This is a genomic window from Gammaproteobacteria bacterium (genome assembly GCA_029862005.1).
Taxonomy (GTDB): domain Bacteria; phylum Pseudomonadota; class Gammaproteobacteria.
Genome location: JAOTYD010000009.1, coordinates 103587 through 116901, shown reverse-complemented (window position 1 = coordinate 116901; position 13315 = coordinate 103587). Strand labels below are relative to the sequence as shown.

Here is a 13315-nt window from a genome sequence, read left to right as displayed (position 1 = left end):
AGAAAAGGCCATATAATATCTGGATCAACGGTAGTTATCGGCACCACACCCAGATCGGCCAATTGGAGTCAATCCAACCCAGAAGCGGACCCTCATTTTTATGCCATCAGCGGCAGTTAACGACCCACAGCGGACTCTGGATGAAATAGTTCTAACGGCAGAGAACTGCACATAGCAGCCATTGATATAAAAATGTATGCGTGAGAATATACTGAGAAAAAAGCGGCGCATATCACAATATTCGTGCGTGTCACATAATCACCTGTTCGGTAGGAAAATGTGGAATAAATTGCCGCAAATTTTGTTTGGCTCCATCAATAGCTGACTCCTGTAAACAGTAGAGTCTGAAATTAACGAGACCTCTCAATGGCACTTTCCATCTTTCAGCCTCTCTTCATTCTTGGCCTCATTCTATTTACAGGATATTTCGCTGGTAGAGCCGCAAATTATTTCGGTTTACCACGTATAAGCGGATATATTTTTTCCGGGCTGTGCTTTTCTCCCTCAATCAGCGGTATCATTGTTCCTCAACAAATTGATATTCTTTTTAGCTTCACATCCGAAATTGCGCTTGCTTTCATCGCCTATTCCATAGGCGGAAGCCTGCTGATTTCTCGGATAAAGGTACTTAAAAAAGAAATTTTGTGGATAAATCTGACGCAAGGATTTGGCGCCCTTGCCTGCACCTGTATTGCCGTTTATATCGCGGGAGATTTCCTGCCACCTTTCATAAATGAAAACAAGAACACATTCATCTCTGTCATCCTTATTCTGGGAGGTATTTCAGTTGCAACAGCCCCAGCTGCAACAATGGCAGTCATCCATGAACTTCGGGCCAAAGGTCCCCTTACCACAACCTTACTGGGTGTCGTCGCGTTAGATGATGCCTTGAGTATCATAATATTTTCTGCTGCTATTACTATTGCCAGCCTATTGCTATCAGGCAACATAGATAACGCTATTATTTTGCATGGCGTTAACACCATTGTTGGAGCCATTTCGGTTGGTCTTGTTGGGGGGCTCATTTTTAGCTATTTTCTTAACCCATCAACGCGTCCCGAGACAAACCTCATGCTCACCCTTGGGGCAATCTTCCTGGTCAGCGGTTTATCAAGCCATTTTGGTTTTTCACCAATCCTTGCCAATATGACCATGGGGTTTGTCATTATTAACAGGATAAAACAGGCTGATGATTTATTTCATCAACTGGATATTATTGAAGAGGTTATTTACTGTCTGTTCTTTACCCTTGCTGCGACTCATTTTGATACCAACGTGCTCGCCACATCTTTCTTACTCGGCATCGTCCTTCTGATCGGACGATTTATCGGCAAACTTGGCGGCACTTTTCTTGGCGGCAAAATTTCTAAAGCTTCTCCACAGATATATAGATACCTGGGCTTAACACTTTTACCTCAAGCTGGCCTTTCTCTGGGGCTCATATTTCTCGCCAAACCGATATTGCCTGCAGAAATTTTCGATGTATTACTCAGTGCAATGCTGCTGTCGATTATCCTGAATGAAATTATTTCGCCACCTCTAGTAAAATGGGCAATTACGAGGGTAGGCGAGAACAATCCTGATAGGTGAGCTGATGAAAATAAAGGAAGTAATGCAATACATCGGGCACCGGGATTTTCCTTATGTCTTGGAGAACAGCGACATCAGCGAAGTTATCAGGGTAGCTGTCCGTTTCCCGCATACACGACTTGTCTATGTTATAGACGATCAAAAATTGTTGCTTGGTGTAATTACGATCGGGTCACTAATGCGGCATCTATATCCTTATCATTATAAAGAAAAGATACATCCCCGAGATATATTGCGTAACGTTGCCGTAGACAAAGCCTCACATCTCATGAGCCGCGGAAATGTAAACGCTTTGCCAGAAGAAACAGTTGATATCGTTCTCAGACGTATGGCCAGCACCGGCGCAAAAGAAATAGCGGTGGTAGACAGTGGAGGTCGAATTTTGGCTGACATTACCGCAAATGACCTTCTTAAGTATAGTTAATTATAAACTGACAAAAGGACTACCGAACCAGGCACTCCAGCCGGCGCTAAAAAGCGGCGCGGCTGAGTTTAAACGTTAATGACCGGTAAGGGCACTTCAGAGTCGTTCATGCACCACCCCGCGAATGACCGGTGTTGGCCGTTCTCGGAATCTCGGGAATGGATTTTCAGTGTCTCCTTTGGAGAAAACAGACGCTCAAACTCAATGCATCAGCGGCAATAACCGACCCAAAGTGGACCCTTAAAGTTATTTGACTTTAATCGACCATTTGGTTCAAATCACTGGCAAATCCAAGCCCTGCTTCAGAATAAATATTGAAGGCTAGATCAACTCCGATGTCTTTCAGTGCCTGTTCCTCATCTGGAAATTTCGAAGTAGCGGCAATTCTGCCGTTATAGCCCATTTGCTGCAGGCGTTCAGCCGCTGCCATGTTAGCGGCGTGTGAAGGCAGGGTAAGCATCACCCATTCGAGATTATCCATTAAACCTTTAGCGCGGGTCCAAAAGTCCGGATTGGTCGCATCACCGCTAACCACACGACGGCCGAGATTCTGGTGATTTTTTGTTTTTTCCCGGTTGACTTCAACACCGGCTATTTGATCGGGAAAATCATTTTCCATCACCGTGTAAGCGGCAGTTCCCATACGTCCCATACCGAAAATCACAATTTTGACATGAGAAAGATCCAGGTCCTGCTCATCTGACAAGCGTTTTTCACGTTCAAAAATCCTCAACCAGTCACGCCAGTTCTGATATAGATCATCGCGCGCATTAACCAACGGTGCAGATAGAAGGAAGGAGACCGACAGGGCAATAGCAAAAACCGCAAGCCATTCTTTTGGCAGCCAACCTGACGATGCCGCCAGCGCACCAACAATAAGGCCAAACTCACTATAATTGGCCAGATTCAGCGAGGTACGCCAGGACGTACTGGCTCGCAGGTAAAAGGTGCTAAACAGGCCATAATATAATGCTACTTTAAGCGGCAGGAAAACGATGAATATCAATGCGACCAGAAGTTCTTCCCAACCCGGCAGCGCCGTCATACCGATACTCAGGAAAAAACCAACCAGGAACAAATCCTTGAGGCTCAGCAGAGCCTCGGCCAGTTCGCCAGACTTATTGTGACTGGCCAATAACATTCCAAGGACCAAAGCACCAACATCACCCTTCATGCCTACCAGTTCAAAGACGTCTGCGCCACCCAGGGCCAGTACAATTCCAAAAAGCACAAGTAGCTCACCGTGCCCGGTCTTATCCAGAACCTTATAAAATAATGCCCGTAGCGGGAACAACAACAATAGCGAAATGGCCCATAAAGAGGGAACCTTACCGATCGAAACCGCTAGAAATAAAACAGCGACAATATCCTGAATGACCAGCACGCCAATTGCTACCTGTCCATGCTTGGAACTCATGGCGCCTAGTTCCTCCAGTATCTTAATTGCGAATACGGTACTGGAAAAAGACAACACAAAACCGATCAACAGGGATGTTTTCAGGTCGAGGTGAACGAACAGTGGCAATCCAAGTTGAGTGAACAACATCACCAGGGCCGCAAACATTAGAGTAACTAGCCCCATATGAATACTGGCGACACCCCAGACTTCCGCCCGGGCCAATGCCTGGGGCCTTAGTTTCAAACCGATAGAAAACAACAATATGGTAATACCCATGTCTGCTATCGTGTTTAAAAACTTGTCAGCTTCAGCGCCAAGGGCATTCAACAGGAAGCCTGCCAGCAGAAATCCTATCAGCGGCGGCAGACCCACCATCCTCATCAGAAGACCAAAGAAAAATGCTATAGCGATCCAAAGTGGATCGCTAGGATGAATGGAAAGTAATATTGAATCCACAGGTTATTCGACCTTATTGGATATTATTTAGTCGTGATCGTGATTTTATTGGCCAGGTTACAGGATGAAAACATTAATGTGTAATTGCAACCTCTGGCTGTGGACTTTCAATCTACCAATGACTGGAATTGGCCGAAGATTACCTGGCATTTTAGTTACCCTAGTCCCGATTATCGCCTGATGAGTTGCTCATGCAATGATTATCACGCGCCAGGTTGCTACGGGCTGTTAACCAGTACTCCAGGCCCTGGGTCGTTTCATACCCGCTACCTTGCAAGTTTGCTTGACGTAACCATAGGGAAACAGCTCGAAAATTCGCGCCTTTCCTGCCTTCTTGTCACAGCCGGTGCGTTCGGCGAAACGTTTGGCGACATGCCGGATATCCGGCGTAATCAGGTGCTCGGCAAAGTATTCCCGCACAAACGTCAGGATTATCCAGTGTTCATCGGTTAAGGCTAATCCTTCCTCGGCTGCGAGCGTCAGCGCCAGCTCTGGCGACCAATCGTCGGGATCAATCAGATAACCTTCTTCATCTCGTGGCACGATGATTTTATCAGCGGACATGACGATCTTCTCCTGCTGAGAATCGCTTAAAATTTCGAAGTATTGCCACCACTCAGCTCAACCCGCCCGTCCATCAACACGGGGTCTGCAGAGGATAGGTGCATAGACCACAACGAATAGAAAAAAAGCAAGGCTCCAGAGCGATCCGCTCCCGATCATCCAGAATCGCCACGCCTCAGCAAGTAGCATTGGCCCGAACACCCTCATTAGCGTTGCAATCCCAATCACGCAGTACGCGATCACGATAAGACCTGGTACGACTAACTCGCGCCCGGTATGTCCCAATGCAGCGCGACTCATGACCGCGAGAATCATTGTCGAAAATGCTCCTGTGGTCAGCGCGTGTAACCAGCTTGTGTCTGGAATTGGAGCCCCGAACAACCATGCTGCCTTGAGTGCAAGACCGATGGGTAGCCAGGCGTAGGCTACGTGGAGCACCCAAATAATCGGATCGCGCAGTGTACGGTGGCCTTGCCAGCGAGCCAGTCGCAAGGCCAGCAAGGCCGCGGCCACGGTGGCCGTCACAGCGGCAAAAATGGTTCCGGGAGAAAATACATCGACTATTAACACTGCAAGGATTGCCATCAAAGCGGCAATGTCGAGCGGGGGATAACGGCGTATCCTGATATCGATACCACGCTCCTTGAGACCCGAGGAGGTAAATGCGGGCAGAATTCGCCCTCCAACCATTGCCACCATTAGCAGTATGACGTTTATGCCGAGCAGTAAAGGGTCAACCTTCGTAGCACCCGCAAGATGAAAATGGAGGTTTGCCGCAAACAATGCAGCAAGCATGCCGATGAAAACCAGGTTGCGTTTATTTCCTGAACGGATCAATGAAGGAAGTATTGTCAGCACAAGTACAGGAATAAAAGCAAGGTCGACAAACGCAACCATCAGTGCTGTGAAGCCTAACGGGAAGGTTGTTACAAGGCGTCCCGCTATCCATAAAAGCGTCAAACCAAGTAAAGGGGCACCGGCATATCCCCGACTTGCGGTCCAGCTTGGCACCGCAGTGAGTAGAAAACCTGCTACAGCTGCCGAGATAAAGCCAAACAGCATCTCGTGCGCATGCCAGGCCAAAGGTGGTAGTGGTGACGCAAACGAGGCAACACCCTGCAATAAAAATAACCAAACCGGAATTGCCAGGACTGCGTGTATTCCGGCGAGCAGAAAGAAGGGACGAAAGCCGTAACCCAGCACTGCCGGCCACGATGGTGAAATACTGTGTTCTGTTGGCATTGCAGAAGAGGCATCCCTATCGGTAGATTTATTTTCAAGATCCGATTTTCTCAGGAATGTCGCGCATTAAGCCTTGATTTATGTTAGGTGCCAAAAAACATGTCTTTGATAAATCAGTTAACAAATATATCTAATACATATGGGACGGTACTAACATTGACTGCGTCTCGAAAGTCCTAGTGTCTGAGTTGGATTGTGGTTTCAATTGATCGACGCTGGGTGATCGAATCTGAGCGGCGGCTTTCTCGTAAGCGGACCCCCAGCGAGCCCAGGCAGGAGGCAATCTTCGGCCAGGAACGGACACTGTAAAGATTCTTTACATTAAGAAGGGGAAAGTGTAAAAAATTTTTACACTTTAACAATGACGCAATTATTGCTTTTCCTCAACATAATGATTTTTTTCAAGATTAATAGGTTGGCCCCCTTATTGCACTTTTTACAGATTGGACAGAATTGCTGTTTCAATTAGGGACTCTTTAGGAGAGCACATGAAATACAAAGCCAAACTAATGGCAGCGATGACGCTTCTGGTCGTGTCGCTCAGCGCGCAGGGCGCCCTCATCATCGACCAAGATGTCGAAGACGACGGCGACTGGAGCGGGAATCTTTTCTCTACACCGTGGAACGCCGATGGTTTCGGCTTCCTGTCGCCAGGTCATCAAGAAGGGAAGGTCGCTGCCGTTTTCCAGAATAACGATTCGATTTCGACCACATTCAGCTCTTTGACGCTTCAGCAGGGCATGTACACGCTAGAGTTTGCGCTCGGCAATTACAGTAACTTTCCGTTCCCCGCCGTCCAGATAAATTTTGCTGGCCTCACGCTCGGCGACGCGTCCGCCTCGACGACTCTGACACCGGCCTCAGGGGGCTGGTCGCTTTGGACGATCAACTTCAACGTCGTCTCCGGCAACACAAACCTGGGGAATACGCTTGGCTTCAGCCTGAGCACAACCGACGCGACCTTATCAAACCTGGCCTTCGACGGCGTGGGCAACTTGAGCAACAACGGTAACGGCTTTCTCGTGTCCTACACGCCTAGCACTTCGGTTCCTGAGCCGTCAATCATCGCCCTATTTGCAGCGGGTCTGTTCGGTGTAGGTTTCGCTCGTCGCAGAATGCGTAGCTAAAACCTAGCTAAATAAGGTAATTATTAAGCCATCTCATTCGAGGTGGCTTTTTTTATGGGCGTCCGCTTCGGGTCGTTTTCTGCCGCTCATCGCAAATCTCTGAGCGTCCGCTTAGAGCTAAAATTCACCTCTGATGTGAGAATGAGGGATCAATAAAAATCTCTGAAATCTCACAGGCCCCCTCCCCCCATTTATTTGACTAGGTTAACCTTGGAGTAATATTTTATTTGTGTGGTGCTTTTGTCGTTTTCGCCGAGGGTGCAAGAAGTTCCAATTGTCTAGCAAACAACCCGTACACTAATCCGTACACATATTGAGTTTTTATCAAAAAAAAGCCTTAATTATCAATTAATTAAGGCTCATAATTGGCGGAGAGCGAGGGATTCGAACCCCCGGACCCTTTCGGGTCAACGGTTTTCAAGACCGCCGCATTCGACCACTCTGCCAGCTCTCCTGATATGTATATGCCCAAACCGGGCCTGCGCGCACCTATTGATGGGGCGTCCGGTCGGCCTGGCGCTGGCGTATTATAATCATTTGGGGCAACTAGTCATTAGCAAATTGAGCCTATTTCGGCTTGAATTTTGATCGGATGACCCAATTTAACAAATCGTTACCCAATGCGGTTTTCAGCCTTTAACCCTACTTTTTTAGGGCTTGCTATAGGCAGACCATGAACTTAGAATGCAGCGCATTGGTCTATAATAGATTTGTTAAGAAACGGAGATAGTAATGCAAATGAATACTGCTGTAACACGCTCTCAAGAAGCGATCCTGTCAACCAACAAGGTTATCAAGAATACCTATATCCTGTTGTCGGGAACATTGCTATTTAGTGCTTTTGCCGCTTACCTGGGTGTCATCTCGGGAATTGGGCACGGTACGGCACTGGTCGCTAGTATCGTGGCCATCGCGATGCTGTGGTTTGTTTTACCGAGAACTGCAAATTCTGCCACCGGTATTCCAGTACTATTTGCCATTACCGGCCTGCTAGGCTTCGGATTAGGCCCGGTACTGAACTACTACCTTTCGGTTAATCCCAGTATCGTCATGACCGCCCTTGGTGGCACCGGAACAATCTTCCTTGGCCTTTCGGGCTATGCCCTGACCACGCGCAAGGATTTCAGCTTTCTGGGCGGTTTCGTCATGGTCGGTATGCTGGTGGTACTCGGCGCCGCTGTACTGAATATATTCCTGGGAATCCCGGCACTGTTCCTCGCGGTTAATGCCGCCGTCGTGTTGATTATGAGTGCTTTCATCCTGTGGGAGACTTCTTCGCTGATCCATAAAGGGGAGACTAATTACATCATGACAACAGCCGGCCTGTTCCTGTCGATCCTGAACCTGTTCCAGGCCCTGCTGCACCTGCTGGGGGCTTTTGGAGGCAACGATTAACCGTCGCCATTACGTTTAGTAAATAAGCCCCGTTCGCGGGGCTTATTTTTTACGGGAGATAAAAGTGGACTGGCTGAAAATAGGTTCTGCGCTGTTCCTGGTCGCGATGATTATTTTCCTGTTTCCGCGCGCGAAGCAGGTGATCGAGAATACGCCCAAGGGAAGTATGAAAGACTGGATGGGCTATATCGTGCCGATGCTCGCAGTGATTCTATTCATCATTTTGCTGATCACGCTGGTTTAACCAGATTTTCTCCGCCAGCGACAGGTCCCCTGGCGAGGTAATCTTGAAGTTATCAGCCTCCCCGGCCACCAGTCGCGGCGCAAGACCCACTAGCTCAACCGCCTCGGCGTCGTCGGTTATTGACAGGTTTTTATCGATTACCTGTTTGAGGGCATTGAGTAACGGTTGCAAATGAAATACCTGGGGTGTGAGCGCACGCCACAGCCCGTCACGGGACAGCGTCGCGGAAATTTCCATATCGTTGCCCTGTCGTTTCAGGGTGTCGGTCACCGGCGCCGCCAGGATCGCACCCGCGGTATGTTGCCTCGCAGCTTCAATGACGTTGCTCAGGTCCCGGTGACTGACCAGTGGCCGCACCGCGTCGTGCACCAGCGCAATCGCGTCGTTGCCAAATCGATATTGCAGCGTCGTGAGTCCGCTATACACCGAGTCGTGGCGTTGGCGCCCGCCCGTGGTCGTAAACAGGGGTTTCTCCGCGGCATAGGCAATCGCATCCCAGTGTTGATCGTCATCCCGCAATACAACGACGACCCCATCGATATCAGGATGTGACAACAATCGATCGAGACAATGCTCGATCACCGTTTTACCCTGGAAAGACAGATATTGCTTGGGGATCTCGCTCTGCATACGCAGGCCAGTGCCGGCAGCCGGAATGATTGCCCAGACGGGAACACTACTCCCCATCGGCATCATCCTCCTGTTTCGGAATTAGCTGGATGAAGGTTTCGCCCTGCTTGATCATGCCGAGATCGTTACGGGCTTTCTCCTCAAAGGCATCGAGACCGTTCTGCAAGTCCAGTACCTGTGCTTCGAGTATTCGATTGCGTGCTTCTAGTTCCTGCAATCGCTGCTTTTGAAGTTCCAGTTCGTGCGTTAGCTGTACAACTTCCGACAGGCTTCCGTCACCAAACCATAATTTATACTGTAGACCGACGAGTACCAGGATCAGTATGGTAATCAGGATCTTCATGGATTCACGGGAGCCGCGCTAAAGGTTTTTGAAAGCCGACTTTCCCGGGAATCTTGCGGCCTCGCCGAGCATCGATTCGATGCGCAGCAACTGGTTGTATTTGGCAACCCGATCCGAACGCGACAGCGAGCCGGTTTTGATCTGGCCGGCACAGGTTGCAACCGCGAGATCGGCGATGGTAACGTCCTCGGTTTCGCCTGAACGATGTGAAATAATGGTAGAATAGCCGGCCTCATGGGCCATGGAAATAGCGTCCAGGGTCTCACTCAAGGTTCCGATCTGATTAAACTTGATCAGGATTGAATTGGCAATCCCCTGTTCAATCCCGCGCGCGAGGATACGGGTATTGGTTACGAACAGGTCGTCACCCACGAGCTGAATTTTACTGCCCAGTTGTTCGGTCAGGATCGCCCAGCCTTCCCAATCACCTTCGTCCATGCCGTCTTCGATACTGATTATCGGGTATTGATCAACCCAGCTTGACAGGTAGTCGGCAAATCCTGCGGCGTCGAATGAGCGGCTTTCCGAGGCCAGGTTGTAATTACCGGATTCGTAAAACTCGGAACTGGCCACATCAAGGCCCAGGCAGATGTCTTTGCCAGCCTGGTACCCGGTCTTGTCAATAGCGGTTAATATCACCTCGATTGCCTCTTCGTTGGAGGATAAATCAGGTGCAAAGCCGCCTTCGTCTCCGACCGCGGTATTCATTCCCTTTGCTGCCAGCACCGATTTGAGCGCGTGGAATACTTCCACGCCATAGCGTAACGCCTCGCTGAAACTAGGAGCACCCACCGGCAGGATCATGAACTCCTGCATGTCGACACTGTTATCGGCATGGGCCCCGCCGTTGATAATATTCATCATCGGCACGGGTAACAGGTTACCTCTTTCGCCACCCAGGAAGCGGTAGAGTGGCTGCCCGGCCTCGCACGCCGCTGCCTGCGCGTTTGCCAGCGATACTGCCAGTAAAGCATTGGCACCGAGTTTACTCTTGTTATCGCTACCATCGAGTTCGATCATCGCCTGGTCGAGACCACGCTGATCATTGCAATCACGCCCAATGGCGATTCCGGCCAGCTCGTGATTGATATGAGATACCGCCCTGGTGACGCCTTTACCGAGGTAACGGTTGTTGTCACCGTCACGCAACTCGATAGCCTCGCGTTCACCCGTGGATGCTCCGGAAGGCACCGCTGCCCTGCCCATGTTCCCGCTTTCCAGTATCACATCGGCTTCAACGGTTGGATTGCCGCGGGAATCCAGAATTTCCCGGCCAATGACCTTGCTAATCTTGGTCATATAAACTCCACGTATATTTCCTAATCGAGTTGCAGTAGCTGGTTTTCATGTAGGGTCGAAGTCTTGATGGTCCGGTCGAGTTGCACAAGCAGCTCGAGCAGCGACCGCATTTCTGACAGTGGCCATGCATTCGGGCCGTCGCTCAGGGCCTTTGCGGGGTCGGGATGAGTTTCCATGAACAGTCCCGAGATACCCGCCGCCACCGCGGCTCGCGCCAGTACCGGCACAAACTCGCGCTGTCCGCCGGATGAACTGCCCTGTCCACCGGGCAATTGCACTGAATGCGTGGCATCGAAAACAACCGGACAACGAGTTTCGCGCATAACTGCGAGCGAACGCATGTCCGATACCAGGTTGTTGTAACCGAAACTCGCGCCGCGCTCACAAACCATGACCTGCTGGTTTCCGGTTTCGCGCGCCTTGTTGACGACCTGCTGCATATCCCAGGGTGAAAGAAACTGGCCCTTTTTGATGTTGACCGGTTTTCCTTGGGACGAGACATTTTGAATAAAATTGGTTTGCCGACACAGGAAAGCCGGTGTCTGCAACACATCGACCACGCTGGCAACGTCGTCGAGGGGTGTATCTTCATGCACGTCGGTGACGATCGGTACACCCAGGTTGGTGCGCACCTTTTCAAGAATCGCGAGCCCTTTTTCAAGGCCGAGGCCACGAAAACTTTGGCTGCTGGAACGATTGGCCTTGTCAAAAGACGATTTGAAAATAAAAGGGAGTTTTAAATCCAGGCAGATCTGCTGTAATTCTCCCGCGGTATCCATTGCCAGCTGTTCCGATTCAACCACGCAGGGACCGGCCATCAGGAACAGGGGTTGATCCAACCCAACCTCGAAATTACAGAGTTTCATTTATAACCTGGCCTTGTGAAACTCGATCGCCGCGTTAATGAAGCTACTGAAAAGCGGATGTCCCTCGCGCGGTTGCGAAGTAAACTCCGGGTGAAACTGGCAACCAATAAACCAGGGGTGATCAGACAATTCAATCATTTCGACCAGTTCGTTGTCGACAGAAAGCCCCGATATAACGAGGCCGGCATCCTGCAGTCTCTGCAGGTAGTTATTGTTGAACTCGTATCGATGCCGGTGTCGCTCACTAATTTCTTCCTGGCCATAGGCACGTCGCGTTTTGGTTCCCGGTACCAGTTTGCAGGTTTGCGCGCCCAGTCGCATGGTGCCGCCGAGGTCTGTCGTTTCATCCCGGGTTTCTACAGAGCCATCACGATCGGTCCATTCGGTCACCAGGGCGATAACCGGGTCCGGTGTCTTCGGGTTAAATTCCGAACTGTGGGCCTTGCTCAGGCCCAAAACATTGCGAGCATACTCGATTACGGCAACCTGCATCCCGAGGCAAATACCAAGATAAGGCACATTATTGGTGCGAGCGTAATTGACCGCCGCGATCTTGCCTTCGATACCGCGGCTACCAAATCCACCGGGTACCAGAATGGCATCCAGATCTTTTAACACATCGGTTCCATCGCTTTCGATTAAATCGGAATCGATCTTGACGATATTAACCCGGGTCCGTGTGTGAAGCCCGGCATGTGCCAGTGATTCGTTTAATGATTTATAGGCATCGGTGTGATCTACATACTTACCGACGAAGCCAATGGATACGTCATGTTCCGGATTATCCATGGCTTCTACCACCCGGTCCCATCCAGACAGGTCCGCAGGCGACAGGTTCAACGAAAAATGCTTGGCAACAATATCGTCAAGACCCTGCTCGCTGAGTTCTCGTGGCAACTTGTAGATATGGTCAACGTCGACCGCCGAAATAACGGCCTCCTCGGCAACGTTGGTAAACAGCGCAATCTTTCTGCGTTCCTCGACGGGAATCGGCCGATCGGCACGACATAACAGGATATCAGGCTGAATTCCGATCGATCGCAGTTCCTTCACCGAGTGTTGCGTCGGCTTGGTTTTGATTTCGCCAGCAGCCGGCAAATAGGGAATCAGGGTCAAATGCACATAGAGCACGTTTTCGTGACCGAGTTCAAAACCCATTTGCCGGATGGCCTCCAGGTATGGCAGGGATTCGATGTCACCAACGGTACCGCCAATCTCGACCAGTACGATATCGGCACCATTGGTACTGTTCAGCACCGAGTTCTTGATTTCATCTGTGATGTGCGGAATGACCTGTACCGTCGCACCCAGGTAGTCGCCACGACGCTCCTTGGCAATGACGTTTTCGTAGATTCGACCCGTCGTGTAGTTACTGTTCTTGGAACAGTGAATGCCAACGAAGCGTTCATAGTGTCCCAGGTCCAGATCCGTTTCTGCACCATCATCGGTCACATAGACTTCACCGTGCTGGAAGGGGCTCATCGTCCCAGGATCGACGTTGATATAAGGGTCGAGCTTGATCATGTTGATACTTAGCCCGCGTGACTGGAGTAATGCGCCCAGGGAGGCAGATGCAATACCCTTGCCCAGAGATGATACGACACCACCAGTGATAAAAATGAATCGGCTCATAGACCCAGAATTGAATGCACGTAAAGTACGTAGGTTGGACGGAAACGATAGCAGAATCGCATTTTGAAGACAATCGACGGACAGGAAATAAAGGTTGTATTGGG

13 protein-coding genes and 1 tRNA gene are annotated in these 13315 nt (G+C 50.0%); 5 read left to right on the top strand and 9 right to left on the bottom strand.

All coding sequences use genetic code 11. The features are described from left to right. The first annotated feature begins 366 nt into the window (after positions 1–366). Both OES20_08490 and OES20_08485 read left to right on the top strand, forming a co-directional pair. Positions 367–1590: a cation:proton antiporter gene (locus tag OES20_08490; GenBank protein ID MDH3634731.1), complete on the top strand. Its 1224-nt coding sequence runs from the start codon at positions 367–369 to the stop codon at positions 1588–1590. Positions 1591–1594: 4 nt separating this feature from the next. Beyond that, positions 1595–2014 carry a CBS domain-containing protein gene (locus OES20_08485; protein ID MDH3634730.1) on the top strand — a complete coding sequence of 140 codons (420 nt, stop codon included), beginning with the start codon at positions 1595–1597 and terminating at the stop codon, positions 2012–2014. 256 nt (positions 2015–2270) lie between these two features. On the opposite strand, the gene OES20_08480 is transcribed toward OES20_08485, so the two are convergent. The 3 genes from OES20_08480 to OES20_08470 form a co-directional block, all read right to left on the bottom strand. Next, positions 2271–3869 (bottom strand): cation:proton antiporter, encoded by a 1599-nt coding sequence (locus OES20_08480; protein MDH3634729.1) that lies wholly within the window; start codon positions 3867–3869, stop codon positions 2271–2273. Between the two features lie 228 nt (positions 3870–4097). After that, entirely contained in the window at positions 4098–4433 is a 336-nt protein-coding gene (locus OES20_08475; GenBank protein MDH3634728.1) for a TusE/DsrC/DsvC family sulfur relay protein, read from the bottom strand. A 57-nt stretch (positions 4434–4490) separates the two neighbouring features. Then, positions 4491–5675, bottom strand: a complete 1185-nt coding sequence (locus tag OES20_08470) for an NnrS family protein (GenBank protein ID MDH3634727.1) — start codon at positions 5673–5675, stop codon at positions 4491–4493. 488 nt (positions 5676–6163) lie between these two features. Between OES20_08470 and OES20_08465 the strand changes: the two genes are divergently transcribed. Then, positions 6164–6802 carry a PEP-CTERM sorting domain-containing protein gene (locus OES20_08465; protein MDH3634726.1) on the top strand — a complete coding sequence of 213 codons (639 nt, stop codon included), beginning with the start codon at positions 6164–6166 and terminating at the stop codon, positions 6800–6802. 366 nt (positions 6803–7168) lie between these two features. On the opposite strand, the gene OES20_08460 is transcribed toward OES20_08465, so the two are convergent. Continuing rightward, positions 7169–7256 (bottom strand) — tRNA-Ser (locus OES20_08460). A 278-nt stretch (positions 7257–7534) separates the two neighbouring features. Here OES20_08460 and OES20_08455 point away from each other — a divergent pair. Together OES20_08455 and OES20_08450 are read left to right on the top strand one after the other, a co-directional pair. Beyond that, a complete protein-coding gene (locus OES20_08455) occupies positions 7535–8197 on the top strand; it encodes a Bax inhibitor-1/YccA family protein (protein MDH3634725.1) in 663 nt (220 codons plus the stop codon). 64 nt (positions 8198–8261) lie between these two features. Then, positions 8262–8441 carry a hypothetical protein gene (locus tag OES20_08450; GenBank protein MDH3634724.1) on the top strand — a complete coding sequence of 60 codons (180 nt, stop codon included), beginning with the start codon at positions 8262–8264 and terminating at the stop codon, positions 8439–8441. Here OES20_08450 and ispD read toward each other — a convergent pair. The 5 genes from ispD to OES20_08425 are packed head-to-tail and all read right to left on the bottom strand — an operon-like array spanning position 8409 to position 13211. Continuing rightward, positions 8409–9128, bottom strand: coding sequence for a 2-C-methyl-D-erythritol 4-phosphate cytidylyltransferase (ispD, locus tag OES20_08445; protein ID MDH3634723.1), 720 nt, complete (start codon positions 9126–9128; stop codon positions 8409–8411). The two genes, OES20_08450 and ispD, sit on opposite strands and share 33 nt — an antisense overlap. Further along, positions 9118–9414: a cell division protein FtsB gene (gene ftsB, locus OES20_08440; GenBank protein MDH3634722.1), complete on the bottom strand. Its 297-nt coding sequence runs from the start codon at positions 9412–9414 to the stop codon at positions 9118–9120. The genes ispD and ftsB overlap by 11 nt, the downstream gene beginning before the upstream one ends. Before the next feature lie 18 nt (positions 9415–9432). Then, positions 9433–10713, bottom strand: a complete 1281-nt coding sequence (gene eno / locus OES20_08435) for a phosphopyruvate hydratase (protein MDH3634721.1) — start codon at positions 10711–10713, stop codon at positions 9433–9435. 20 nt (positions 10714–10733) lie between these two features. Next, positions 10734–11579: a 3-deoxy-8-phosphooctulonate synthase gene (gene kdsA, locus OES20_08430; protein MDH3634720.1), complete on the bottom strand. Its 846-nt coding sequence runs from the start codon at positions 11577–11579 to the stop codon at positions 10734–10736. Then, positions 11580–13211 (bottom strand): CTP synthase, encoded by a 1632-nt coding sequence (locus OES20_08425; protein ID MDH3634719.1) that lies wholly within the window; start codon positions 13209–13211, stop codon positions 11580–11582. It abuts the gene before it with no gap. Between the last annotated feature and the right edge of the window lie 104 nt (positions 13212–13315).